Annotated in this window: 21 protein-coding genes and 1 tRNA gene; 14 read left to right on the top strand and 8 right to left on the bottom strand. The window is 70.4% G+C overall.

Annotation, left to right across the window (positions count from 1 at the left end):
* Nucleotides 1–42 precede the first annotated feature (42 nt).
* Nucleotides 43–1608: a S1C family serine protease gene (locus H1D24_RS06370; RefSeq protein ID WP_181656361.1), complete on the bottom strand. Its 1566-nt coding sequence runs from the start codon at nt 1606–1608 to the stop codon at nt 43–45.
* Between the two features lie 288 nt (nt 1609–1896).
* Here H1D24_RS06370 and H1D24_RS06365 point away from each other — a divergent pair, with 288 nt between their 5' ends.
* The 3 genes from H1D24_RS06365 (at nt 1897) to H1D24_RS06355 (ending at nt 4597) form a co-directional block, all read left to right on the top strand.
* Nucleotides 1897–2733 (top strand): glycerophosphodiester phosphodiesterase, encoded by an 837-nt coding sequence (locus H1D24_RS06365; protein ID WP_181656360.1) that lies wholly within the window; start codon nt 1897–1899, stop codon nt 2731–2733.
* Nucleotides 2734–2805: 72 nt separating this feature from the next.
* Nucleotides 2806–3441, top strand: coding sequence for an ATP-binding protein (locus tag H1D24_RS06360; RefSeq protein WP_181656359.1), 636 nt, complete (start codon nt 2806–2808; stop codon nt 3439–3441).
* A 157-nt stretch (nt 3442–3598) separates the two neighbouring features.
* Nucleotides 3599–4597 carry a DUF5926 family protein gene (locus H1D24_RS06355; protein ID WP_181656358.1) on the top strand — a complete coding sequence of 333 codons (999 nt, stop codon included), beginning with the start codon at nt 3599–3601 and terminating at the stop codon, nt 4595–4597.
* 272 nt (nt 4598–4869) lie between these two features.
* Here H1D24_RS06355 and H1D24_RS06350 read toward each other — a convergent pair whose 3' ends face one another.
* Complete coding sequence (locus H1D24_RS06350; RefSeq protein WP_309484215.1) at nt 4870–5496, bottom strand: hypothetical protein; 627 nt, start codon at nt 5494–5496, stop codon at nt 4870–4872.
* 142 nt (nt 5497–5638) lie between these two features.
* Nucleotides 5639–6304 (bottom strand): bifunctional DNA primase/polymerase, encoded by a 666-nt coding sequence (locus H1D24_RS06345; protein WP_181656357.1) that lies wholly within the window; start codon nt 6302–6304, stop codon nt 5639–5641.
* 566 nt (nt 6305–6870) lie between these two features.
* On the opposite strand from H1D24_RS06345, the gene H1D24_RS06340 reads away from it, so the two are divergent.
* Nucleotides 6871–8265, top strand: a complete 1395-nt coding sequence (locus H1D24_RS06340; RefSeq protein WP_258563846.1) for a PP2C family protein-serine/threonine phosphatase — start codon at nt 6871–6873, stop codon at nt 8263–8265.
* Nucleotides 8266–8407: 142 nt separating this feature from the next.
* Complete coding sequence (locus H1D24_RS06335; RefSeq protein WP_181656355.1) at nt 8408–9913, top strand: aminopeptidase P family protein; 1506 nt, start codon at nt 8408–8410, stop codon at nt 9911–9913.
* Nucleotides 9914–10096: 183 nt separating this feature from the next.
* Here the strand turns inward: H1D24_RS06335 and H1D24_RS06330 are convergent, their stop codons facing one another.
* Nucleotides 10097–10555 (bottom strand): ATP-binding protein, encoded by a 459-nt coding sequence (locus tag H1D24_RS06330; protein WP_181656354.1) that lies wholly within the window; start codon nt 10553–10555, stop codon nt 10097–10099.
* A 234-nt stretch (nt 10556–10789) separates the two neighbouring features.
* Here H1D24_RS06330 and H1D24_RS06325 point away from each other — a divergent pair, with 234 nt between their 5' ends.
* From H1D24_RS06325 to pheA, 7 genes are all read left to right on the top strand, one after another.
* Entirely contained in the window at nt 10790–11629 is an 840-nt protein-coding gene (locus H1D24_RS06325; protein WP_181656353.1) for a hypothetical protein, read from the top strand.
* Between the two features lie 174 nt (nt 11630–11803).
* Nucleotides 11804–12544, top strand: a complete 741-nt coding sequence (locus H1D24_RS06320) for a YcnI family copper-binding membrane protein (RefSeq protein ID WP_181656423.1) — start codon at nt 11804–11806, stop codon at nt 12542–12544.
* Between the two features lie 152 nt (nt 12545–12696).
* Entirely contained in the window at nt 12697–13353 is a 657-nt protein-coding gene (locus H1D24_RS06315; RefSeq protein WP_181656352.1) for an SCO family protein, read from the top strand.
* 98 nt (nt 13354–13451) lie between these two features.
* Nucleotides 13452–13928, top strand: a complete 477-nt coding sequence (locus H1D24_RS06310) for a copper chaperone PCu(A)C (RefSeq protein WP_181656422.1) — start codon at nt 13452–13454, stop codon at nt 13926–13928.
* 26 nt (nt 13929–13954) lie between these two features.
* Nucleotides 13955–16075, top strand: coding sequence for a copper resistance CopC/CopD family protein (locus tag H1D24_RS06305; protein WP_181656351.1), 2121 nt, complete (start codon nt 13955–13957; stop codon nt 16073–16075).
* 5 nt (nt 16076–16080) lie between these two features.
* Complete coding sequence (gene efeB / locus H1D24_RS06300) at nt 16081–17328, top strand: iron uptake transporter deferrochelatase/peroxidase subunit (RefSeq protein WP_181656350.1); 1248 nt, start codon at nt 16081–16083, stop codon at nt 17326–17328.
* A 566-nt stretch (nt 17329–17894) separates the two neighbouring features.
* The gene (pheA, locus tag H1D24_RS06295; RefSeq protein WP_181656349.1) at nt 17895–18830 is read left to right on the top strand and encodes a prephenate dehydratase; all 936 of its coding nucleotides are present in this window, start codon (nt 17895–17897) and stop codon (nt 18828–18830) included.
* 340 nt (nt 18831–19170) lie between these two features.
* Here pheA and H1D24_RS06290 read toward each other — a convergent pair whose 3' ends face one another.
* Nucleotides 19171–19344, bottom strand: a complete 174-nt coding sequence (locus tag H1D24_RS06290; protein ID WP_181656348.1) for a hypothetical protein — start codon at nt 19342–19344, stop codon at nt 19171–19173.
* A 247-nt stretch (nt 19345–19591) separates the two neighbouring features.
* Here H1D24_RS06290 and serS point away from each other — a divergent pair, with 247 nt between their 5' ends.
* Nucleotides 19592–20869 carry a serine--tRNA ligase gene (serS, locus tag H1D24_RS06285; RefSeq protein WP_181656347.1) on the top strand — a complete coding sequence of 426 codons (1278 nt, stop codon included), beginning with the start codon at nt 19592–19594 and terminating at the stop codon, nt 20867–20869.
* The gene (locus H1D24_RS06280; protein ID WP_181656346.1) at nt 20866–21693 is read left to right on the top strand and encodes an HAD family hydrolase; all 828 of its coding nucleotides are present in this window, start codon (nt 20866–20868) and stop codon (nt 21691–21693) included. The genes serS and H1D24_RS06280 overlap by 4 nt, the downstream gene beginning before the upstream one ends.
* 196 nt (nt 21694–21889) lie before the next feature.
* Here H1D24_RS06280 and H1D24_RS06275 read toward each other — a convergent pair.
* The 3 genes from H1D24_RS06275 to H1D24_RS06265 form a co-directional block, all read right to left on the bottom strand.
* Nucleotides 21890–21991, bottom strand: a tRNA-OTHER gene (locus tag H1D24_RS06275).
* 252 nt (nt 21992–22243) lie between these two features.
* Nucleotides 22244–22477 (bottom strand): SGM_3592 family protein, encoded by a 234-nt coding sequence (locus H1D24_RS06270; RefSeq protein ID WP_181656345.1) that lies wholly within the window; start codon nt 22475–22477, stop codon nt 22244–22246.
* Between the two features lie 103 nt (nt 22478–22580).
* Nucleotides 22581–23300, bottom strand: coding sequence for an ABC transporter permease (locus H1D24_RS06265; RefSeq protein WP_181656344.1), 720 nt, complete (start codon nt 23298–23300; stop codon nt 22581–22583).
* Nucleotides 23301–23303: the final 3 nt, after the last annotated feature.

The raw sequence follows: 23303 nt of genomic DNA, 5'->3' as shown, positions 1-23303 counted from the left end.
AGGATGCGAGGCCGGTTCCGCCGGCCCCGCCGCCGCGTCGCGTCAGCTGTCGCCCTTGCGCTCGCCCAGGACCACGTCCACCGTCTGCTCCTTGCCGTCCCGCTTGAAGGTGATCTTGACGGTGTCGCCGGGCTGGTGGGTCCAGATCTCGCCGATCAGGGTCGGGCCGCTGTCGATCACCGTGTCGTCGAGCTTGGTGATGACGTCGCCGGGCTTGAGGCCCGCCTTGTCGGCCGGTCCGCCCGGGGTGACCGGGTCGGCGCCGTTGGCGCCCTCGTCGGTGATCTTCGCGCCCCCGCCGTCCTCCTCGAGGGAGACCGAGGCGCCGATGACCGGGTAGACCGGCTCGCCCGCCTTGATCAGCTGGTTGGCGACGTTCTTCGCCTGGTTGATCGGGATCGCGAAGCCGAGGCCGATCGAGCCGGCCTGGCCGCCACCGTCCAGGCCGTTGCTTGCGGACTGGATGGCCGAGTTGACGCCGATGACCGCGCCGCGCGCGTTGAGGAGGGGACCGCCGGAGTTGCCCGGGTTGATGGAGGCGTCGGTCTGCAGGGCGCTCATGTACGACGCCTTGCTGGTGCCCGTGCCGTCGCTGGAAGCCACCGGGCGGTTCTTGGCACTGACGATGCCCGTGGTCACCGTGTTCGAGAGACCGAAGGGCGCGCCGATGGCGATCGTCGCGTCGCCGACGGCCACCTTGTCGGAGTCGGCGAGCGGCAACGGCTTCAGGTCGTCGGGGGCGTTCTTCAGCTTGATGACCGCGACGTCGTAGCCCTGGGCGCGGCCGATCACCTCGGCGTTGTACTTCTTGCCGTCGGAGAAGGTGGCGGAGAGCTTGCCGCCGTCGGCAGCCGAGGCCACCACATGGTTGTTGGTGAGGATGTGGCCCTGCGTGTCGTAGACGAAGCCGGTGCCCGTGCCGCCCTCTCCGTCGCCGGCCGTGGCCTCGATGGTCACGACGCTGGGCAGCGCCGCGGCGGCGATCCCGGCGACCGAGGCGGGATCGCGCTTCAGATCCGAGGGGGTGTCCGAGACGGAGACGGTCGTCGAGCTCGCGGTGTCGTTGCGCTCCGCCGCCCAGTAGCCGACGCCGCCGCCGACGCCTCCTGCCAGCAACGCGGCCGCCAGCACCGCGGCGACGAGTCCGCCGCGCCGCCCGCCGGGCTTCGGCTGAGGAGGCTGGTACGAGGAGCCCCAGCCGGATCCGCCGCCGCCTCCCGCGTATGAGGGAACGGTCGGCGGCGGGGGAGGCGGCCACTCACCGGCGGATGCACTCCCGTGCCCCGCCGCGCCCCCGTTCGACGCCGCGCCACCGTGCGACTCCGGGGCGCCCTGGCCTGGCGTCCCGCCGTGAGCGGCATCGGCGTGCTGATACGCCGCGCCGTACGCACCCGCAGCCTGACCAAGGGCACTCTGCTCATGCGCGGCCTGCCCATGCTGAGCGGTCACGTGGTCACCCTGCGGATGTGCCGTGGCGCCCGCGGAACCCTGGCCCGGCGCTCCGGGCGCCGCGCTGCCGGGCGTCGCGGATGTGGCGGGAGTTTCCACCGGCACAGGAGGTGCAGACGGGGCCGGGGGTACCACAGTGCCCTCGTTCTCGGTGCTCACAGCTCTTCTCCTCGATCCAGGGCTGTTCTTCTCGGTCGTACTCGGTCGCCTACGGCCACGAACCGGCACGGTCCAGCTGTGCATTTGTATGCGGTCAGCTTTTACCAAGGGACGTCAGGGCACCATAAGCCGTTCCTGTGCGTCCGATGCCATCCTTTATCTCCGACGAAACGGACGCATCCGGGGAGGGCCCTCCAGCCGGACAGGCCATTTCGCGCCACCCATCGCCGGGCCCTCTCCGGCACCCTCTCTCCCACGTCTACCCCGCAGCGGTGGCACCATGACGCGGTGACCTACGCACGACAGCACCTGATCGAGGTCGTCGCCCACCGTGGAGCCTCCGAGGACGCTCCCGAACACACCCTGGCCGCATACAAGAAGGCGATCGAGGACGGGGCCGACGCCCTGGAATGCGATGTGCGGCTGACCGCGGACGGCCATCTCGTCTGCGTCCACGACCGACGCGTCAACCGTACGTCCAACGGCCGCGGCGCCGTCTCGGCCCTGGAGCTCGCCGACCTCGCCGCGCTCGACTTCGGCTCCTGGAAGAAGCAGCAGACCCCCGCAGGGGACCGCGGCTGGGAGGAGAGCCCCGACTGGGAGGAGCACCCGGACCCGGAGGACACATCCGTCCTCACCCTGGAGCGGCTGCTCGAACTCGTGGCCGACGCGGGCCGCCCGGTCGGGCTGGCCATCGAGACGAAGCACCCCACGCGCTGGGCCGGCCAGGTGGAGGAGCGGCTGCTGGCCCTCCTCAAGCGCTTCGGGCTGGACTCGCCGCCCGCCGAGGGGCCCTCGCCGGTACGGATCATGAGCTTCTCGGCGCGCTCGCTGCACCGCATCCGGGCGGCGTCGCCCACCCTGCCCGCCGTATACCTGATGCAGTTCCTCTCGCCGCGGCTGCGCGACGGACGGCTGCCGGTGGGGGTGGGCATCGCGGGGCCCGGCATCCGCATCGTCCGCAGCCACCCGGGATACGTCGCCAGGCTGAAGCAGGCGGGCCACCAGGTGCATGTCTGGACCGTCGACCAGCCCGCCGATGTGGAGCTCTGTGCCGAACTGGGCGTCGACGCGATCATCACCAATCGCCCCCGGCAGGTTCTGTCCCAACTTGGCCGTAATTAGCCCCTGTCGGCAGCCTCAGCGCCCGTTACAGGGAGTGCACCGGCGCGTTCGATCCGTATTCGATCGTGACGAGTGCGTCACAGGCCGTGTATTGGCCGGTTTCCCGTCGAACCCATTGGGGCATCCACACCGTGGCGTGGGGCGAAGGAGGTCTCGGGGGTGGCGTTGGTGGTGGCACAGGAGGTGCCCACGTCGTCAAGCATGGCCGTGCCCCATGGCCCTGCGGGCGTGGGGGAAGCGAGACACCGGATGCGCGATCAGTTGCGCATAGGTGGCGTACCGGACTCGGTCATAGACGATGCAGTACTGATCCTTTCCGAACTGCTCAGCAATGCCTGCCGGCACGGCAGACCGCTGGGCGATGCCCTCGCCGGTGATGGGGACGTCAGGGCCGCGTGGAGCGTGGACGCCGGCGGCCGGCTCATGGTCGAGGTGACGGACGGCGGTGGTCCGACCCGCCCGGTTCCGGCCACGCCCTCGGTCACCGCACATGGCGGCCGCGGGCTCAACATCATCACGGCACTGGCCGACGACTGGGGTGTCCGGGACGACGCCCAGGGTGAGGTCACGGTGTGGGTCGTGGTCCATGGCGATGTGCACGGCCACCGGCGCGATGACTTCGCTTCGCGCATCGCGGCGCCCCCGGTGTCCGCGATGCCGGACATATCGGACCTGGACTTCGCGGACGCGTTCGACGACATGGACTGAACCGGCACCGCCTCTGGCGGAACCGGCGACATGGACCGACTCGCCCCGCTTGTGCCGCCGCCACGGCCGTCGTGCCGGGCTGATCCCCGCCGCTGTCCGTACGAGCGGCTAGGCTCGCGCCCGTAACAGGACCAGCCGCTGGCGGGAGACACCCAAGATGGCCAAAAAGCGCAGTCAGACCAAGGCCAAGAAGGCGCAGATCACCAATGGCGCCCGCACCGCCCGCACCGCAGGCGCCGAGGGTGACGTGCCGGTGGTCGGAGCCCGCGAAGCCTGCCCGTGCGGTTCGGGCCGTCGCTACAAGGCATGCCATGGCAGGGCCGCCGCGCACGCGGTGACCGAGTTGGTGCACCGCCCCTTCGAGGGCCTGGCCGGCGAAGGGGACTGGATCGCGCTGCGCGAGTTGGTGCCCGCCGCGACCGTCGAACTGACCCTGAAGGGCGGGCTTCCGGAGGGAGTTCCGTCGGTGACCCTCGCGACCGTGCTGCCCATGGCGTGGCCGGCGCTGCGCCGCGACGACGGCTCCGTGCTGCTCGGCCTGCAGAACGACACCCCGTCCGGCGACATCAGCCGCGATCTCGCCGACACCCTGCAGCGCGCGCTGACCGCCGAGCCGGGCACGCCCGTCCAGGGCCGCCGCGCTCCCTCGGACGCCCCGCGTCTGCAGGATCTCCTCGACCCGAAGGCACCCTTCGAGCCGGTCGTGCACTCGGGGTTCGAGTTCTGGGTCCCCGACTCGGAGAACGCATCGCCGGAGGTCGCCGCCTCACTGGAGCGGGCGAACGCCGCGGCGATCCCCACCGTGAAGCTCTCCGGCGTCGACGCCGCGTACTGGTGCGAGACACCGGAGAAGAACCATCTGCGCTGGGTCATGCCGTACCCCGAGGAGCAGCTCATCGACGCGCTCGCGCGGCTGCACGCGGCCGGTGCGTCGGGGCTCGGTGAGGGCACGCGCCTGGTCGGCTCGTTCCGTGCGCACGGGCTCACGGTTCCGGTCTGGGATCTGCCCTCGGGCGTCTCGGCCGAGGACATCGAGAAGCCGGCGGCCGAGTTCGCCGAGCGGCTCGCCGCGGCGCTCGCGTCCGACGCGCCGCTCACGGCGGACGAGCGCCGCGCGCGCGGTGGCCTCACCAATCGACAGGTGACTCTCAGCTGACGCACAGCTGCCCGGGCAATCAACCGGAGATCTTCAGATCAGCCGTGACTCCTGTCACAACTCCCTGCAAATGCAGGTTATTCGGTGCCCGGATCCACGAGATCGAATTTGCGAACAGCCGATCTCTTGTTACCGTTCAATCGAGCCCGGTTGCTGGTGCATCCCCCGTCGCCAGCAACCGGGCGCTTCCATGTCCGGGCACCAGCCGCCGGACACACCCCGGACGCCGCGACTTCGCCCCCGGATGCCTCGTGCCTCAACCCGCCTCATGATCAGGCAGGTTCATCGCTGCCCGAGCGCAGCAGCAGCGGTTCGGCCTCCTGGCTGCCCGGGGCGGCGCCTGTCGCCGCGAACTCCGCCACCGCCGCATACGCCGCCGCATCCCCCGTCGTGCGCTCCCTCGGCGTTTCGCACGCCCCGGAGGTGTCCCCCGCAGTCACCGCGCAGTGCATCTGCACCGTTTGCCCGTCCGGGACCATCAGCGTCAGTACGGAAATGAGTTCCCGGCCGGTCTCGTTGCGGTAGTAAGTGCGCGCCCAGGTCTGATCTCCCTGCGTCAGCACGCAGGTCTGGGCCTCGATGCCGTCGGTCGACGAGAGATCCGGACCGCACCGGGCGGCGGCGACCGGGCCGGACGCCTCGGACGATGACGACGGCGACGACGTGCTGTCATCCCCGGTGCTCTCACCCCCGGTGCTGTCACTCCCGGTGCTGTCACTCCCGCTCGCGAGGTCTCCAGCGGGTGCGGCGCTATCCGCGCCCGGTTCCGGAGCCGTGCGAGCGGCCTCCGCGGTACGGGCCGCCGGTCCCGACCCGCCTGTCACGTCCTCGTGCGCCGGTCCGGCCGATGCTCCGGTCAACGGCAGCAGAGCCGTCAGCGCCACAAGGACGGAGAGCACGATCAGACGAGGGGTCGGGGGGCGCCTCCGGTGGCCGGGGGAACGCATCCGGAGATCCGGGGAACGCCCCCCGGGGAGACAGAGCATGGCCTGAAGATAACGGCGGTTCGCAGTCGCACAGTTCGCCGCGCGCCGGTTGCCCCTACAACTCGGGTGCGCTCACACCCGTACGAGTGAGGGCTTCCACCACGGTGTCGACGACGGCTTCGACGTCGGGCAGCCAGGGGGCCGCGGAGCCGGGGAGCGGAGCGCGCTCCCAGCGGACCTGGCCCTGGCCGGTCACCGACGGGGGCAGTGCCAGATAGCCGCCGTCGCCGTGGAAGCGGAGGGAACCGGGCACGTGGTCCTTGGCGTACAGCAGCTCGCCGAGCTGCTCCAGCGAGTAGGGCGCGACGAGCAGGAACCAGCGGTCCGGGTTCGCGACGACCGGGCCCAGCCGCACGTCCCTGCGGTCGAGCGCCGCTAGGGCGCGGGCGCCCGCGAGCGCCGGCAGGCTGACCGCGCACGGCGCGCGGCCTCCGGTGGCGAGCACGATCGGCGCCTCGGGCCGGTTCGTCCACCACCAGCGCACCATGGGCTCGTCGGTGGTGGCGGCAAGCAGCACGGGGTCGAAGGGATGAGCGCCGGGCACCGTGCACTCCGGGTCGGGGCAGGCGCAGAGGTCGGCGCCTCGCGTCCGGAGCCCCACACCCGGGAGTACGGGCCACTGCCATGCGGTCGCGAAGTTCAGGGCCGCGCTGATCAACTCAGGCCTCCCGTTGTTTCGCCTGGAGAGGATCCTGCGTCGCCTTCCGGGGATCTCGCGCATGAGCGCTCGTTCCTTTCCGTTGAACGCCGAGGGTCACGTCACACCTTGTGTGCATCACTTACTGTGCGTACAAGCAGGCGCATCACACCCCAGCCCGAGGCAGGGGGAAACCCCGATGAGCCGCAGCGCCAAGCGTCGGCTGCGTCCATTAAAAGCATGGCGCGGGGGTGGCGGCGCCTGGCGTTTGCCGTCGCGCGTGGTTCTCGCCGCCTCCGCCACGGGAGGATGGGGTCACGGTCGTCGGTGGTTAAGACGCCCGGGTCCGGCGCCAGGTTCCGGGATGATCCCCAACTGCCCCTGGCCTTCACCGAGTACGTACCCATCACAACCGCGATGACGCTCCGTCGAACAAAACCAGTCGACCGCAATATGCCGTTACCTGGGGCAATTTTTGGCCAAGTTCACATCATCAGACGCACCTCATGGACACCAGGAATCCCAGCAGGACAATGCTGGACATCCCCTGACGAGTGCGTGTAGATGTGGAGACACTGCTAGCGGTGCAGATTGACATGGGGGTTTGCGATGCTATTGGGCAATACGCACCGTCCCGAAAGCCGGACGCCATGAACGTCCCCCGCCTCCCGAAAGTGGCTGGAATCGATTCAACGGTTCCACCGCCCGCACACACTGTCGCGCCCGCATCCTCCGCATCGGGTTCCCCGTCGGCCGTTTCCCCCAGCGCCACCTGCGCCGTGCTCCAGGACCGGCTCGCCGGCTGGGTCTCCGACCTCACCACGCTGCACGAACTCACCGAACGGCTGGCCCGCACGGCGTCCTTGGACGGCGCCCTGCACGAACTGCTGGACGCCGGAGCCGCTCTCGTCGGCGCCCGCCGCGGTCTCGTGATCCTGGAGCCTGCCGACGGCGACGGCCCGGACACCACGATCGGTCTCGGCCTGGGCCGCGCCGATCTCGGCCATATGGAGACGGTGCCGCGCAGCTCCACCTCGTACGGGCGGATTCTGGAGGGGCTTCCGGGCGGTGACGCCGAGATCGCGCACCCCGACCTGTTCGCCGAGGAGGAGCTGGATCCGCGCCATCGCGCGGTCGCGGCGCGCCTCGGTTTCGCCGCCAGCTACACGCTGGCGCTGGCCACGGATGCGGCGGGCCGGCTCGGCGCGGCGGTCTGGCTGTACGACGAGCCGGCCGAGCCCGTCGAACGGCAGCGGCACCTCGTGGGCCTCTATGCGCGCTACGCAACCGAGCATCTGGCCCGGCTGCTCGAACTGGAGCGGGCCCGCTCGACCGTCGCGACCATCACTGGTGAGCTGCTGCCCGCACGGCTGCCCCGGGTCGCCGGGGTGCAGCTCGCCGCCCGCCATCGCACCGGCCCGCGCGGCGGAGGCGACTGGTACGACGCGCTGCCGCTGCCCGAGGGCGCGCTCGGACTCGCCGTCGGCTCCGTCACCGGCTGCGGACCGAGCGCGGTGGCCGCGATGGGGCGGCTGAGGGCGTCCCTGCGGGCGTACGCGGTGATGGAGGGCGAGGATCCGGTCGCCGTGCTGTCCGATCTCGAACTGCTGATGCGGCTGACCGAGCCCGCGCGGAGCGCCACCGCCCTGTTCGCGTACTGCGAACCCCTGCTGCGCAAGATCACGCTGGCCGGAGCCGGGCACAGCCCGCCGCTGATCGTCGGCGAGCGGCGCACGGAGTTCGTGGAGACGTCGCTGTCCGCGCCGCTGGGAATGCTGACGTGCTGGGAGGCGCCGAGCGTGGAAATCCGGCCGGAGCCTGGCGAAACGGTATTGCTGTGCACCGACGGCCTGCTGCACCGCACCGGCGATCCCATGGACCGGGCTTTCGCACGGCTGCACGCGGCGGCGGCGAGCGTGCCGCGAGTGCTGAGACAGGACCCCGAAGGCATCGCCGACCACGTCCTGCGCCAGGTGCTGCCGGACGGGCTCGCCGAGGCCGAGAGCGAGGAGGACGTGGTGCTGCTGGCGGCCCGCTTCGAGTGAGCGGGCCATCTGGCGTCAGACCTCCTCGCGACAGGTCCTTGGGCCCTGGGCCCCCTTACCTGCGCCCGTACGATGGTGGAGGTCCCCCCTGCTCGATCACCACCGAGAGCCCGGGGGAAGGTCCAGTGCCGTATCGAGGAGGATGACCGTGGCCGACGAGCTCCCGGAAGCTTTGGACTCTGCTGCTACCGCAGCGGGGCCGGAGACCGAAGCCGAAGAGCCGATCAAGCAGCGCAAGAACGGCCTGTACCCGGGCGTGTCCGACGAGCTCGCCGAGAACATGAAGTCCGGCTGGGCCGACACCGAGCTGCGCGGCCTGCAGCCGATCCCCCAGGCCGAGCACACGGCGCGCCGCCGCGCCGCGCTCTCCGCGCGCTTCCCGGGTGAGCGCCTCGTCATTCCCGCGGGCAATCTGAAGACCCGCTCGAACGACACCGAGTACCCCTTCCGCGCCTCCGTCGAGTACGCGTACCTCACCGGGAACCAGACCGAGGACGGCGTCCTCGTCCTGGAGCCGACGACCTTCCCGGACGGGACGAACAGCCATCAGGCGACGATCTATCTGCTGCCGCGCTCCGACCGCGAGAACGGCGAGTTCTGGCTGGACGGCCAGGGCGAGCTGTGGGTCGGCCGCCGCCACTCCCTCGCGGAGGCCGAGCAGCTGTACGGCATCCCCGCCGCCGACGTGCGCGAGCTGACCGGCAAGTTGCGCGAGGCCACGGGGCCTGTCCGGGTCGTGCGCGGGTACGACGCCGGGATCGAGGCCGCCCTCACCGACAAGGTGACGGGCGAGCGCGACGAGGAGCTGCGCGTCTTCCTCTCCGAGGCCCGGCTGGTCAAGGACGAGTTCGAGGTCGGCGAGCTGCAGAAGGCCGTGGACTCGACCGTGCGCGGCTTCGAGGACGTCGTGAAGGTCCTGGACAAGGCCGAGGCGACCAGCGAGCGCTACATCGAGGGCACGTTCTTCCTGCGCGCCCGCGTCGAGGGCAACGACATCGGCTACGGCTCGATCTGCGCCGCAGGACCGCACGCCTGCACCCTGCACTGGGTGCGCAACGACGGTCCCGTGCGCTCCGGCGACCTGCTCCTGCTGGACGCGGGCGTGGAGACCCACAGCCTCTACACGGCCGACGTCACGCGCACCCTGCCGATCAACGGCACGTACACCGAAATCCAGCGGAAGATCTACGACGCCGTGTACGAGGCCCAGGAGGCCGGCATCGCGGCCGTGAAGCCGGGCGCCAAGTACCGCGACTTCCATGACGCCGCGCAGCGCGTGCTGACCGAGAAGCTGGTCGAGTGGGGTCTAGTCGAGGGCCCGGTCGAGCGGGTCCTGGAGCTGGGGCTGCAGCGCCGCTGGACCCTGCACGGCACCGGTCACATGCTCGGCCTGGACGTCCACGACTGCGCGGTCGCGCGGACCGAGACGTACGTGGACGGCACGCTGGAGCCGGGCATGTGCCTGACCGTCGAGCCCGGCCTGTACTTCCAGGCGGACGATCTGACGGTGCCGGAGGAGTACCGCGGCATCGGGGTCCGTATCGAGGACGACATCCTCGTGACGGAGAACGGCAACCGGAACCTGTCGGTGGGGCTGCCGCGCCGCTCCGACGAGGTCGAGCTGTGGATGGCGAAGCTCAAGGGCTGAGCAGCACATTCGGATGAGGTGGCCGGGCGCCGTGGGGGTGCCCGGCCACTGTCGTGCCCGGAGGGCTCGGGTACGCCCCTGCCGGTCACACGGGTGGGGGTCCCTCCCTGCTCGTGGGGGTCCCCCCTGCTCGAGCGAAGCCGAGAGCTTGGGGGAGAAGTCGAGAGTTCGGCCGTTCCCCGCCTACACCGTCACCAGCGGCGCGTCTTCCCTCCACTTGAGGATCTTGTCGAAGCTGACCACCGCTCCGCCGTCTCTGCCCGGCTTGTTGCCGAACTGCACATCATCGGCAAGCTCCTGGATGAGGCACAGCCCCCGACCGCGCTCGGCGTCTCCGGGGGCGGGGCGTGCCGTCGGACGGGTCCGCCCCGCAGGGAATCCGGGCCCGGAGTCGGCGACTTCGATGCGGCACTTCTCGCCGTCGAGGTAGGCCGTCACCCGGTATGCGCCCGAGGATCCGCCGGGGGCCGCTCCCCCTCCGTGCTCCACGGCGTTGGCGCAGGCCTCGCTCAGGGCAACGGAGAGATCGAAGGAAACGTCGGGATCCACGCCCGCGGTCTCCATAGTCCCGATGAGCAGGCGCCGGGCGAGCGGAACGCTCGCAGCTTCGCGCCGCAAATGGAGGGACCACCACATGCTCATGCTCCAGCCTCCTGGCTGCGGCTCGACATACCGATACGTATTGCCACAAGCGCAAGAAGTAAGCACAGGGTTGACGCAATGCCGCTCAGACGGCCGATGCGTAGGTTGAGCGAGTAGGTGTATGGCCATCGACGCAACGGGCGCTTCGTTTCATATCGTGATCTTCCGGGTGTGCCGTGACCTTGTGGACCTGCCGTACGGAGCGGTCAGGGCCAGTGCGATGATGGCTCGGCCATGACTGCCCCCGACCAGCGCAGGGCGCGCGACGGAGTCGATCTCCGGATCCTCAGGGCCGCGGTGTTCACCGCGGTCTGTGTCGCGTTGTCCGCGGCGGGGCATGCGCTCGCCTCCTGCGAGGTGCTCCCGCTGTGGGCGCTCGGGGTGGCGTTCCTCTCCGTCTTCGCCGTCGCGGTGCCGTTCACCGGGCGCGAGCGCGCACTGCCCGGTATCGCCGCGGTGCTGGCCGTGGGCCAGACCGCGCTGCACACGCTGTTCGGTTTCGCGCAGGGCGGTACGGAGGCCGCCGTGGGCGTCGTCGGCGCGTCGTCGGCGAGCGCGGTGTCAGCGTCGGCAGTCAGCGATTCCGCCCTGGTGGAGCGGGCCGCGCGACTGGTGTGCGGCGCCGGGGTGGCGGCGATCAGCCCGGCCCAGGCCCAGCAGATCCTGTCGAGCGCGGGCCTCGAACCGGCGCACTCCCTGCACCACCACTCGGCAGCAGCGTCCACGCCCACCGGCTCTGCGTCCGCGCTGCTGCCGTCCCTGCCCATGCTCCTCGGGCACGTGCTCGCGGCCGTCGCCGCGGGCTGGCTGCTGCGCCGCGGCGACATCGCACTGGGGCACCTGCTGCGGCTGTCGGCGCACGGAGTCGCAGAGGTGTCGCGCGTACGGTCGCTGCGCCGCGCATTCGCACTCGTACGGGCCCTGCTCGCCGGGCTGCGGGCAGCACCCGACGCGGGTCCGCGTGCCCCGCGTACCGCGCTGCTTCTGCCCGCGAAGCCGCGTATCTCCGCACTTCAGCACACGGTGATCAGGCGCGGGCCGCCCTCCACGGCCGCGTTCCTTCTCGCTGCCTGACGCGCGCACCAGTCCACTCGTCGGAGTCGGATGAGGTGCCGTGCGGCACGCGTGCGTGCCCATCGGGCGCGCTGTCCTCCTCACCGTCGAACCACCGCTGAGAGTGGAGAGTCCTCTTCCATGAAGTCCCTCACACCCAAGCAGTCCATGCCGTCCCTGAAGGCACCGGCGCGGCTGAAGGCTTCCCGTCTGTCCGTCGTCGGCGCCGCCGCCGGTTCCGCCGTGCTGCTGCTCTCCGCCCCGGCCTTCGCGCACGTCAGCGTGCAGCCGGAGGGCGAGGCCGCCAAGGGCGGGTACGCCGTCATCGATTTCAAGGTGCCGAACGAACGCGACAACGCCTCGACGACCAAGCTCGAGGTGAGCTTCCCGACGGACCACCCGCTCGCCTCCGTGATGCCCCAGCCCGTCGACGGCTGGAAGGTGGAGGTCACCAAGTCCAAGCTCGACAAGCCGCTCGAGCTGCACGGCGAGAAGATCACCGAGGCCGTCTCCAAGGTCACCTGGACCGCCGACGGCAAGGGCATCGAGCCGGGCTACTTCCAGAAGTTCCCGCTCTCCGTCGGCCAGCTGCCCGAGGACACCGACGAGCTCGTCTTCAAGGCGCTCCAGACGTACTCCAACAAGGAGGTCGTGCGCTGGATCGAGGTGCAGGAGGGCGACGAGGAGCCGGAGAACCCGGCGCCCGTGCTCGAGCTGTCGGCAGCCACCGACGACCACCACGGAAGCGGTTCGGACGACACGGCCGCCTCGGACAACGCCAAGTCCGAGTCGTCCTCGGGCGCCACCGGGACCGCGGCGGCCTCCGCCGACTCCAGCGACACCACCGCACGCGTCCTCGGCATCGTCGGCATCGCCGTGGGTGCGGCCGGCGTGGCGTTCGGTGTGCTGGCCGGACGCCGGCGTACCAGCAACTGATCACCGGCCGGCAGCTGCACATGCCGACCGCATGCCGAGCGCATGACGAGCGGCCGGGCAGCTGAGCCACCTTCCGGTGGGCACGGGGTCGTACCGACGACTGCGGACGACCCCGGCGCCCACCGGCCACCTCACATCTGGGACATTTTCCTATGCGCAAGAACACTCTCCTCGCCGCCGCCGTGCTGACCGCCGCAACGCTGACCCTGTCCGCGTGCGGCAGCGGCGACGACGCCAAGAAGCCCGTCGCCGAGGTCTCCGTGGAGTCGGGCAGTTCGGACAAGGCCGCGACCGTGCTGGACAAGCCGTTCACCAAGCCGGACCTGGTCCTCACCGACACCCACGGGAAGAAGTACGACCTGGTCGAGCAGACCAAGGGCCGGCCGACGCTGATCTACTTCGGCTACACCCACTGCCCCGACGTCTGCCCGCTGACCATGAGCAACATCGCGGTCGCCAAGAAGCAGCTGCCCAAGGCCGAGCAGGACGAGCTGCGCGTCGTCTTCGTCACGACCGATCCGGAGCGGGACACCCCGTCCGCGCTCGCCGGCTGGCTCAAGGCACAGGACACCGACTTCATCGGCCTGACCGGGGACTTCTCCACCATCCAGGCCGGCGCCCGGCAGCTCGGCATCTCCATCGAGCCGCCGACCAAGGACAAGAACGGCAAGGTCGTCTCGATGCACGGCACCCAGGTCGTCGCCTTCTCCCCGAAGACCGACGCGGGCTATGTCCTGTACGGCGAGGACGCCACGGTCGACGACTACACGAAGGACCTGCCGAAGCTGATCAAGGGGGAGACGCCGTGAGGCGCCGGTTCCGCACTCGCACGAGGACCGGGACCGGGGTCGGCGTCGTCGGCGGTGGCGGTGGCGGTGGCGGCAACGGCCGCGGCGCGAGGGGACTCGTGACCGGCGGTGCGCTGGTCGTCGCCGCCGGGCTCGTGCTCACCGGCTGCGGCTCCGGCGACGGCTCGGCGCAGGCGACCACAGCCGCGGCCGCGGCCGCGAAGAAGCCCGATCTGAAGGTGAGCGGGGCCTATATGCCGGTTCCGCCGACGGCCGACATGGCGGCGGGGTACTTCACCGTCACCAACTCGGGCGGCGCTGACGAGCTCACCTCCGTGAGCAGCGACATAGCCGCCGATGTCACCCTCCACACCTCCGAGGGCGGGGCGATGAAGGAGCAGAAGTCCTTCGGCGTACCCGCAGGCGGCAGCCTCGACTTCGCGCGGGGCGGCAACCACGTCATGTTCGACAAGCTCACGCACAGGCCGAAGCTGGGCGAGAAGGTGTCCGTTGAGCTGCACTTCGCCAAGTCGGGCACGGTCACGGTTGAGCTGCCGGTGAAGGACGCCACGTACAACCCGTCAAGCCATCACTGAGACGCAGTCAGAGGGACGGAGAGTTCATGAGGGCCATCGCTCCCCGCGTCGGGCATCTTCTGATGCTGCTGCTCGCCGTGACGGGCGCGCTCCTCGCCGGTGCCGCGCCCGCCTCCGCGCATGCCGCGCTGCTCGGGAGCGACCCGAAGCAGGGGGCAGTGGTCGAGACGGCGCCGAAGCAGGTGTCGCTCACGTTCTCGGAGGACGTGGCGTTGTCGGACGGCTCGATCCGGGTGCTCGACCCGGCCGGCAAGCGTGTCGACACCGGCAAGCCGGAGGACCTCGGTGAGGACGTCTACAGCGTGAAGCTGCACTCGGGCCTGCCCGACGGCACCTTCACCGTCGCCTACCAGGTGGTGTCGGCCGACAGCCACCCCGTGTCCGGCGCCTTCACGTTCTCCGTGGGCGCGCCGTCGAAGACCTCGGTCGCGCTGGGGGACGAGACGGCCGGCGGCGGTGTCCTGGGCGGGCTCTACGGCGTCGCACGCTATGTGTCGTACGCCGGGTTCATCGTCATGGTCGGCGGAGCCGCTTTCGTACTGGCCTGCTGGCCGCGCGGCGCCGGAGTACGGGCGGTGCAGCGGGTCGTGGTCTCCGGCTGGGTCGCGCTGACCGCGGCCACCCTGGCAATGCTGCTCATGCGCGGCGCGTACACCGGGTCCGGAAAGCTCGCCGACGTCTTCGACCTCGGGCAGCTCGGCACGGTGCTGCAGACGAAGACGGGCGCGGCACTCAGCTCCCGCCTGCTGTTGCTCGCCGCGGCCGCTCTGTTCATCGCGGTGCTGTTCGGGGCGTACGTCAGGCATGAGGGGGACCACGGGGGCGAGGCGAGCGACGAGGGCGATGGGGCCGGTCGGGTCGGCGCCACCAGTGACGGCGATGCGGCCGGGCAAGGCGGCTACGACCGTCAAAGCGAGACCAACCGTCAAAGCGAGACCGACGGTCGTGCGACCGACAGTCAGAAAAGCGACCTCGCTTTCGGCCTCGCCGTCGGCGGCGCCGTCGTCGCGGCGGGCCTCGCTGCCACGTGGGCCATGGCCGAGCACGCCTCGACCGGTATCCAGGCAGGGCTCGCGATGCCCCTCGACGTGCTGCATCTGCTGGCGGTCGCGGCCTGGCTCGGCGGTCTGACGACGCTGCTGGTGTCGCTGTACCGCGCGCCGTCGATCGAGGCCTCCGCGGTACGCCGCTTCTCGCGGATCGCACTCGGCAGCGTCAGCCTGCTGGCGGCGACCGGCCTCTACCAGGCCTGGCGCCAGGTCGGCTCCTGGTCGGCGCTCACCGGTACGGCGTACGGGCAGCTGCTGCTCGTGAAGATCGGGCTGGTCGCGGTGCTGGTGGGCATCGCCTGGATCTCTCGCCGCTGGACCACTCAGCTCACGGACGCACGAGGCGCGGACGCCGAGGACGCGAACACCGAGGGCGCGGACGCGGAGCATGCCGAGGAGGCGGCGCATGCCACGGATGCGGCGCATGCCGGGGAGGCGGCGCATGCAGCGGATGCGGCGCATGCCGGGGAGGCGGCGCATGCAGCGGATGCCGCGCATGCCGAGCATGTGGAAACGGCAGGCCGCGACGCCACACGCGTCGCCCAACTCGCCCGCCAGCGGGCCGCCATAGCCACCGCCCGCAAGAAGCGCGTCCGGGACGCCGATCCGCACCGCTCGGGCCTGCGCCGCTCCGTGTTCGCCGAAGCCGGCGTCGCCGTGGTCCTGCTCGCCGTCACCACGGTGCTGACGTCCACCGAGCCGGGCCGTACGGAAGAGCAGGCCGCCCGTGCCACCACCGCCGCATCCGAGTTGAGCGGTCCCGTCACCCTGGACATTCCGTTCGACACGGGCGGTCAGGACGGCAAAGGCACCGTGTCGCTCGATCTGGCGCCGGGCCGGACCGGCAGCAACGAGATGCATCTCTATGTGAAGCGCCCTAACGGCCGGCCCTTCGACATTCCCGAGGTGAAGGTCTCCTTCACGCTCACGTCCAAGGACATCGGACCGCTGTCCGTCGTCCCCGACCACATCGTCACGGGGCATTGGAGCGCGAGCGGGGTGCAGATCCCGATGGCAGGCGACTGGAAGGTCGCCGTGACCGTGCGTACCTCGGACATCGACCAGGTGACCGTCAACAAGAACGTGAAGATCGGCTGAACACCATGCCTGACCAGTCCATTTCCCGTCGACGGCTCCTCGGCACGGCCGGCGCCACCGGGCTTGCCCTGGGCGCGGCGGGCGGTGCCGCGGGGTACGCCGCCGCGTCCTCCGGTTCCCATGAGGGCTCGAGCGGCACGGCCGCTGCGTCTCTCACCTCCCTCGGCGCGGAGGAGGTGATGTTTCACGGGAAACGTCAGCCAGGCGTCACGACGCCGATGCAGGCCCACGGTCATCTCATCGCGTTCGACCTGGTGGCGAGTGCGGGCCGCAAGGAGGCGGCCGCACTGCTGCGCCGCTGGTCGGCGACTGCTGAGCGGCTGATGGCGGGCGAGGCCGCCGGAAGCAATGACACCGACGTCGCACGCGATGCCGGGCCCTCGTCTCTGACCGTCACCTTCGGCTTCGGCTACAGCCTCTTCTCCCGTACCGGCCTGGAGAAGCAGCGCCCGGTGGCCCTCGATCCGCTGCCGGACTTCTCCTCGGACCGTCTCGACAAGGCGCGCAGCAACGGCGATCTATGGGTGCAGATCGGCGCGAACGACGCACTGGTCGCCTTTCATGCACTGCGCGCCGTGCAGAAGGAGGCCGCCGGCGTCGCACGCGTCCGCTGGCAGATGAACGGCTTCAACCGCTCGCCCGGCGCGACCGCCCGCCCCATGACGGCCCGCAATCTGATGGGCCAGATCGACGGCACCAACAACCCGAAGCCGACGGATGACGACTTCGACCAGCGCATCTTCGTGCCCGCTTCCGGCGATCCGTCCTGGATGGCCGGCGGCTCCTACGCCGTCGTACGCCGCATCAGGATGCTCCTCGACGACTGGGAGAAGCTCTCCGTCAAGGATCAGGAGAACGTCATAGGGCGGCGCAAGTCCGACGGTGCGCCCCTCACCGGCGGCACGGAGGCGACCGAACCGAAACTCGAGCAGGCCGACGCCGACGGCAATCTCGTCATCCCGATCAATGCGCACGCCCGCATCACCCGGCCCGACCAGAACGGCGGGGCCGCGATGCTGCGCCGGCCGTTCTCCTTCCACGACGGCTTCAACGCGGACGGGGTACCGGACGCGGGCCTGCTCTTCATCTGCTGGCAGGCGGACCCGCTGCGCGGCTTCGTACCCGTGCAGCGCAAACTCGACCGCGGCGACGCCCTGTCGCGGTTCATCCGCCACGAGTCGAGCGGCCTCTTCGCCGTGCCGGGCGGCGCGGCCAAGGGCGAGTACGTGGGGCAGCGGCTGCTGGAGGCGTGAGCCGTCCCCAAGAGAGCGACCGCGCCGCTCCGGAGGCCAGCGGCCGGGGACAGCGCGGCTCCGGTGGAGACGCCCTGGGGGCATGGGCGGTCCCCGCGATCGGCGGTGGCCGCTGAAACACCGGCAGCCCGGGGAGAGAGCGGCTCCGGGGAAGCTCCGGGGGAGACGCCTAGAGGCGTGAGCGGGCGGGGACGGAGGCGGTGCGGAGACCGGAGCTGTACGAGACGCCGCGGTGCCGAGACTGAGCTGCACGAGGACGCCGCGGTGCCGAGACCGGAGCTGCACGAGGACGCGGACGTGCCGGGATGGGGACGGCGCGCGCGAGCGGCAATCGCCGGGGCAGGACCGGCGCCAGGACCCGGACGTGCCGAGACAGGGTCGGCGCGAGCCAGCCGCAGTGGCCCAGGCAGGGGCACCGCCAGGACGGCGGCGGTGCACGGCGGCGGTACCGAGACAAGGCGGCGCGCGAGCCGCAATGGCCCGGACAGGCAGCGCTAGGACGCGGCAGTGCCGGTACCCGGGCGGCACGAGGAAGCCGCAGTGCCGGCGGGCATTAGGGTGACCGTATGTCCGCCACCCGCTACACGTACCTCGGCCCGGTCGGCACCTTCACCGAGGCCGCACTCCGCAAGCTCCCGGAAGCCGCCACGCGGGAGCTCGTGCCCATGGTGAGCGTGTCCGCGGCTCTCGACGCCGTACGCGCAGGCGAGGCCGCAGCCGCGCTCGTGCCGATCGAGAACTCCGTGGAGGGCGGCATCACCACGACCCTCGACGAGCTCATCGCGGGCGAGCCGCTGATGATCTACCGCGAGGTGCTGCTTCCGATCACCTTCGCGCTGCTGGTCAGGCCCGGCACACAGTTGGCCGACATCAAGACGGTGACCGCGCACCCGGCCGCGCAGACGCAGGTCCGCAACTGGCTGGCGGCGAATCTTCCGGACGCCGTGTGGGAGTCGTCCGCGTCGAACGCCGACGGCGCGCGGCTGGTGCAGGAGGGCCGCTACGACGCGGCCTTCGCGGGCGAGTTCACGGCGGCGACCTACGGCCTGGAGCCGCTGGTCACCGAGATCCACGACGCGGCCAACGCGCAGACCCGCTTCGTGCTGGTCGGCCGACCCGCCCGGCCCGCTGCCCCGACCGGCGCGGACAAGACCTCGGTGGTCATCTGGCAGCGCGACGACCACCCCGGTGCACTGCTGGAACTGCTCCAGGAGTTCGCGGTACGCGGGGTCAACCTGGTGCTGCTCCAGTCCCGTCCGACCGGCGAGGGCATCGGAAGTTACTGCTTCGCGATCGACGCCGAGGGGCACGTCTCGGACCCACGGGTCGGCGAGGCCCTCATGGGGCTCAAGCGCATCTGCCTGAAGGTGCGGTTCCTCGGCTCTTATCCCCAGGCCGACGTCTCGCCCCAGGACGTGCGGGCGCTTCGGCCCGGGACGTCCGACGGCGACTTCGCGGAGGCCTCGGACTGGCTGACGCGCTGCCGCGACGGGCGGTTCTGACGGGTTGGTTGCATCGGTGGCATCCGCCATCACGTGAGCTCGCATCCGCCATCACATGAGCTCGCATCCGCCGTCGCGTCCGGCCACGTCCGCCGTCCCATCCGGCCGTGGCATCCGGCCGTCCCATCCGTGGCGGCTCCTCGCGCTCTGCGCCACGGCCGCTACCGATGAGTTATCCACCGGTACCACCTACGGTCCTACCTGCAGATTTTCCTCATCCACAGGAGTTATCCACAGGCTGGCTTCTCGACCTGGGGACAAGTCGACAACGAAGCGCGATACATACGACACAGTCGACATATCGGCCCCTGGCCGCCAAGCCCCTCCAGCATCAGACACATCACCCCTCGGTCACCCGTTTCACTTGATCAACTCTTTGGGGCGAACCATTTCCACCCGAAAGTGGGGTCAGAGGCGGTTTGAGACGGGAATCCATCGCCTCAGTTGCGGCTTTCGGAATGATCTCTTCCGCCATCCACAGATCTTGCACACAGGCTGTGGATAACTTTTCCACGCGCGGACTCCTGTGGAAAACGAGCCCCAATTGCCGCTCACGGCAAGGGAGTCGAGTCAAGACGGCACATCACCTGTGCCTCGATTCGGGGAATCGCGCCCCTTTTATTGACGGTACGCTGCGATGTCGCGTCCGCGGCGCCCATCCGCCCGGCCCTGCCGGAATTCCCATTCCGGCATATCGCTCATAACGCGCATACTTAGATATCGGTTCGTGAGCGGGAACCGCACACCGGTAGCCTTGCGGTGTGATTGACCTTCGCCTGCTTCGTGAGGACCCCGACCGTGTTCGCGCCTCCCAGCGCGCCCGTGGAGAGGACGTCGAGCTCGTCGACGCCCTGCTCTCCGCCGACGAGCGGCGCAGGTCGTCCGGCGTCCGCTTCGACGAGCTGCGCTCCGAGCAGAAGTCGCTCGGCAAGCTCATCCCCAAGGCCTCCGGCGACGAGAAGCAGGAGCTGCTGAAGAAGGCGGGCGAGCTCGCCGCCGCCGTCAAGGCGGCCGACGCCGAGCGGGACCAGGCCGCCGCCGAGACCCAGGAGCTGCTGCTCAAGCTCGGCAACCTCGTGCACCCCGACGTCCCCGTCGGCGGCGAGGAGGACTTCAGGGTCCTGGAGGAGCTCGGCACCATCCGCGACTTCACGGCCGAGGGCTTCGAGCCGAAGGACCACCTGGAGCTCGGCACCACGCTCGGCGCGATCGACGTGGAGCGCGGCGCCAAGGTCTCCGGCTCGCGCTTCTACTTCCTCACCGGTGTCGGCGCGCTGCTCGAGCTCGCCCTGGTGAACGCGGCGATCGCCCAGGCCACCGCGGCCGGCTTCACGCCGATGCTCACCCCGGCGCTGGTCCGCCCGCAGTCGATGGCCGGCACCGGCTTCCTCGGCCAGGCCGCGCAGGACGTCTACCACCTGGACGACGACGACCTCTACCTGGTCGGCACGTCCGAGGTGCCACTCGCCGCGTACCACATGGACGAGATCATCGACGCCGACCGGCTGCCCCTGCGCTACGCGGGCTTCTCGCCCTGCTTCCGCCGCGAGGCCGGCTCGCACGGCAAGGACACCCGCGGCATCTTCCGCGTCCACCAGTTCGACAAGGTCGAGATGTTCTCGTACGTCGCGCCGGAGGACTCGGAGGCCGAGCACCAGCGTCTCCTCGAGTGGGAGAAGCAGTGGCTGACCTCGCTGGAGCTGCCGTTCCGCGTGATCGACGTGGCCACGGGTGACCTGGGCTCCTCGGCCGCCCGCAAGTTCGACTGCGAGGCCTGGATCCCGACGCAGGGCAAGTACCGCGAGTTGACGTCGACCTCGGACTGCACGGAGTTCCAGTCCCGCCGCCTGTCGATCCGCGTACGCGACGGCAAGCAGATCCGTCCGCTGGCCACGCTCAACGGCACGCTGTGCGCCGTACCGCGCACGATCGTCGCGATCCTGGAGAACCACCAGCAGGCCGACGGCTCCGTGCGGGTCCCGGAGGTGCTCCGCCCGTATCTGGGAGGACGAGAGATTCTGGAACCGGTCGCCAAGTGAGCGATTCCACTGCTCCTTCCGCCGCCCCCTTCCCCTACAAGCTGGTCGCCACCGATCTCGACGGAACGTTGCTGCGCTCCGACGAGACGGTGTCGGCGCGCACGCGTGAGGCGCTCACCTCGGTCACCGCGGCGGGCGCCGCCCACATCGTCGTCACGGGCCGGGCCGTGCCCTGGACCCGGCACATCCTCGACGACCTCGGCTACGAGGGCCTCGCGGTGTGCGGCCAGGGTGCGCAGGTCTACCACGCGGGCGAGCACCGTCTGCTCACCTCGGTGACCCTGGACCGCCAGCTGGCAGGACTGGCGCTGGCGAAGATCGAGGCAGAGGTCGGCCCGCTGGCGCTGGCCGCGAGCCGCGACGGCATCGAGGGGCAGGTGCTCGTCGGGCCCGGCTACCAGGTGCACGACGGACCACTGCCGTACGTGCCGTTCACCGATGTCGCCGACGTGTGGTCGGCGCCGCTGAACAAGGTGTACATCCAGCACCCGGGGCTCACCGACGACGAGCTCGCCTCGGTGGCTCTGCGGACCGCGGGCGACCTGGTGGGCGTGACGATGGCCGGCGAGGGCATCGTCGAACTGCTCCCCCTGGGCCTGACGAAGGCAACCGGCCTCTCCCTGGCAGCCCGCCGACTCGGTGCCAGGGCCGCGGACACCATCGCCTTCGGCGACATGCCCAACGACATCCCGATGTTCGCCTGGGCCTCCCACGGCGTAGCCATGGCGAACGCCCACGAGGAACTGAAGGCAGTAGCGGACGAGGAAACGACGTCGAACGAGACGGACGGCATCGCCGTAGTCCTGGAGCGCTTGCTGGCGTAGTCGGCGAGCAGCAGCCGCTCCCGCTGTGGGCGCGGGGCTCCCGCTGTGGGCAGGCGTTCCGCAGGGCGATGGGGGTACCTCCCATGCCCTTAAGGCAATGGGGGAGGGTGGGCACAGCCCACGACGTACGCCAACCCGACGTACAAGGTCCACCAGGACAACAGAGAACCCCGCCCCATCACAGCGAAGCGTCTCGCGGAGGATGCGCGGATCGAACGCGCGCGGGGCAACCCCGACCACGACTCGCTTCTGATCGAACACAGCGCAAGCCGGTGCCTTACCTCTCGGCCAATCCTCCGGGTGGGCGGCCCGCGCGAACGAGTTCGCGCGCTCGAAGCGGCCGCCCCGGACAGCTCCCACGCGGCGGCTCCACGGAGTCCAGTGACTACTCCGGAGCCCGCCGCGGGCTGCCCTGTCGGGAGCTCGACGGACTACTGATGGACATCGTCGCGCTCCTCTCCCAGAAGATGGCGCCGCTGGCGGCGTCGTGGACACAACTACTCTGCCGGTACGAGAAGTTGGGCGCCACCGATTATTTCCGGAGGGACGCCTACCCCTTGCGCCACCTACGACGCCGCGCCCGGCTCCAGAACCAGCCCGCCGGAGGCTCGTCGCTGCGCCAGGGCTCCGGCTCAGGGGGCCGCTTGCGCCAGCGGGCGGCGAGCATCCGGGCACGCGCGGAGGGTTCGGCCGTCTCGGCGGACCGTATGAACTCCTCGTCGAGGACGATGTCGTCCCACCCCTCGCCCGGCGTACCAGCCTCGGGCTTCGGTTCCGATGCCATCGTGACTCCTTCCTCCACGGCGGAAGCGCTCGCCTCCCGCCCAGTGTCCGGGCAGGAGGGTGAAAGCGCCATCAAGATCGCGGAACCGGCATCGCGTGCCGCGTCACTCCTCCCCGGCCAGCGTCAGCGTCCGCAGCTTCTGCCCCGCGTACCAGGTGGCCGCCACGGTGACGCCCGCCAGCAGAACCGTCGCGAGCGGCAGCCCGACGTCCGAGGTGACCAGGTCTCCGCCGGCGACCTTCTGGGCCACCGCGAGCGACCACTGCTGAACGCTGAGCGTGCGTGCTCCGGCCACCAGGGATCCGAAAAGGGCCTCCCAGACGAGGGCGTAGACGAGTCCGAAGACCACCGCGTGGCGGGTGACCGTGCCGAGCAGCAGGAAGAGTGCGGCGTACGCGATGGAGGCGACCAGCGCCGCGACCGTGTAGGCGACGGCGATCTGCTGACCGTTGCCGTTGAGGATCAGCCCGGCGACGAACGTGGGGATCGCGGAGAAGACCATCGTCACGGCGATGGCGACGATCAGCTTGGTGAAGATGATCGTGGGCCGCTTGACGGGCTTGGCGAGAAGATAGACCACCGAGCCGTCGTCGATCTCGGGACCGATCGCTCCGGTGCCGGCGATGACGCCGATGATCGGCACCATCGTGGCGAGCGCGAACCCGCCGAGTACGTCCGAGGCGACCTGGTCGTCGGCGCCGGTGAGGACGCGTACCGCCCCGGCGATCACGATCAGCAGGGCGGGCAGCGCGAACAGGATGAGAGCGCGGCGGCGGCCGAGCAGGGCCCGGTAGGTGAGCCGGGCGACAGTGGGGTCGTACATCTT

It is taken from the genome of Streptomyces himalayensis subsp. himalayensis (assembly GCF_013778455.1).
In the GTDB taxonomy this organism is placed as follows: Bacteria; Actinomycetota; Actinomycetes; order Streptomycetales; family Streptomycetaceae; genus Streptomyces; species Streptomyces himalayensis.
This window is presented reverse-complemented; position numbering and strand designations above follow the sequence as displayed.

Bases quoted from the DNA above. Each gene is read 5' to 3' on its own strand.
- H1D24_RS06265 (WP_181656344.1), bottom strand. From the start codon at position 23,300: ATGTACGACCCCACTGTCGCCCGGCTCACCTACCGGGCCCTGCTCGGC.
- H1D24_RS06270 (WP_181656345.1), bottom strand. From the start codon at position 22,477: ATGGCATCGGAACCGAAGCCCGAGGCTGGTACGCCGGGCGAGGGGTGG.
- H1D24_RS06315 (WP_181656352.1), top strand. From the start codon at position 12,697: ATGCGCAAGAACACTCTCCTCGCCGCCGCCGTGCTGACCGCCGCAACG.
- H1D24_RS06325 (WP_181656353.1), top strand. From the start codon at position 10,790: ATGACTGCCCCCGACCAGCGCAGGGCGCGCGACGGAGTCGATCTCCGG.
- H1D24_RS06305 (WP_181656351.1), top strand. From the start codon at position 13,955: ATGAGGGCCATCGCTCCCCGCGTCGGGCATCTTCTGATGCTGCTGCTC.
- H1D24_RS06330 (WP_181656354.1), bottom strand. From the start codon at position 10,555: ATGAGCATGTGGTGGTCCCTCCATTTGCGGCGCGAAGCTGCGAGCGTT.
- H1D24_RS06355 (WP_181656358.1), top strand. From the start codon at position 3,599: ATGGCCAAAAAGCGCAGTCAGACCAAGGCCAAGAAGGCGCAGATCACC.
- H1D24_RS06340 (WP_258563846.1), top strand. From the start codon at position 6,871: ATGAACGTCCCCCGCCTCCCGAAAGTGGCTGGAATCGATTCAACGGTT.
- H1D24_RS06345 (WP_181656357.1), bottom strand. From the start codon at position 6,304: ATGCGCGAGATCCCCGGAAGGCGACGCAGGATCCTCTCCAGGCGAAAC.
- pheA (WP_181656349.1), top strand. From the start codon at position 17,895: ATGTCCGCCACCCGCTACACGTACCTCGGCCCGGTCGGCACCTTCACC.
- efeB (WP_181656350.1), top strand. From the start codon at position 16,081: ATGCCTGACCAGTCCATTTCCCGTCGACGGCTCCTCGGCACGGCCGGC.
- H1D24_RS06335 (WP_181656355.1), top strand. From the start codon at position 8,408: ATGACCGTGGCCGACGAGCTCCCGGAAGCTTTGGACTCTGCTGCTACC.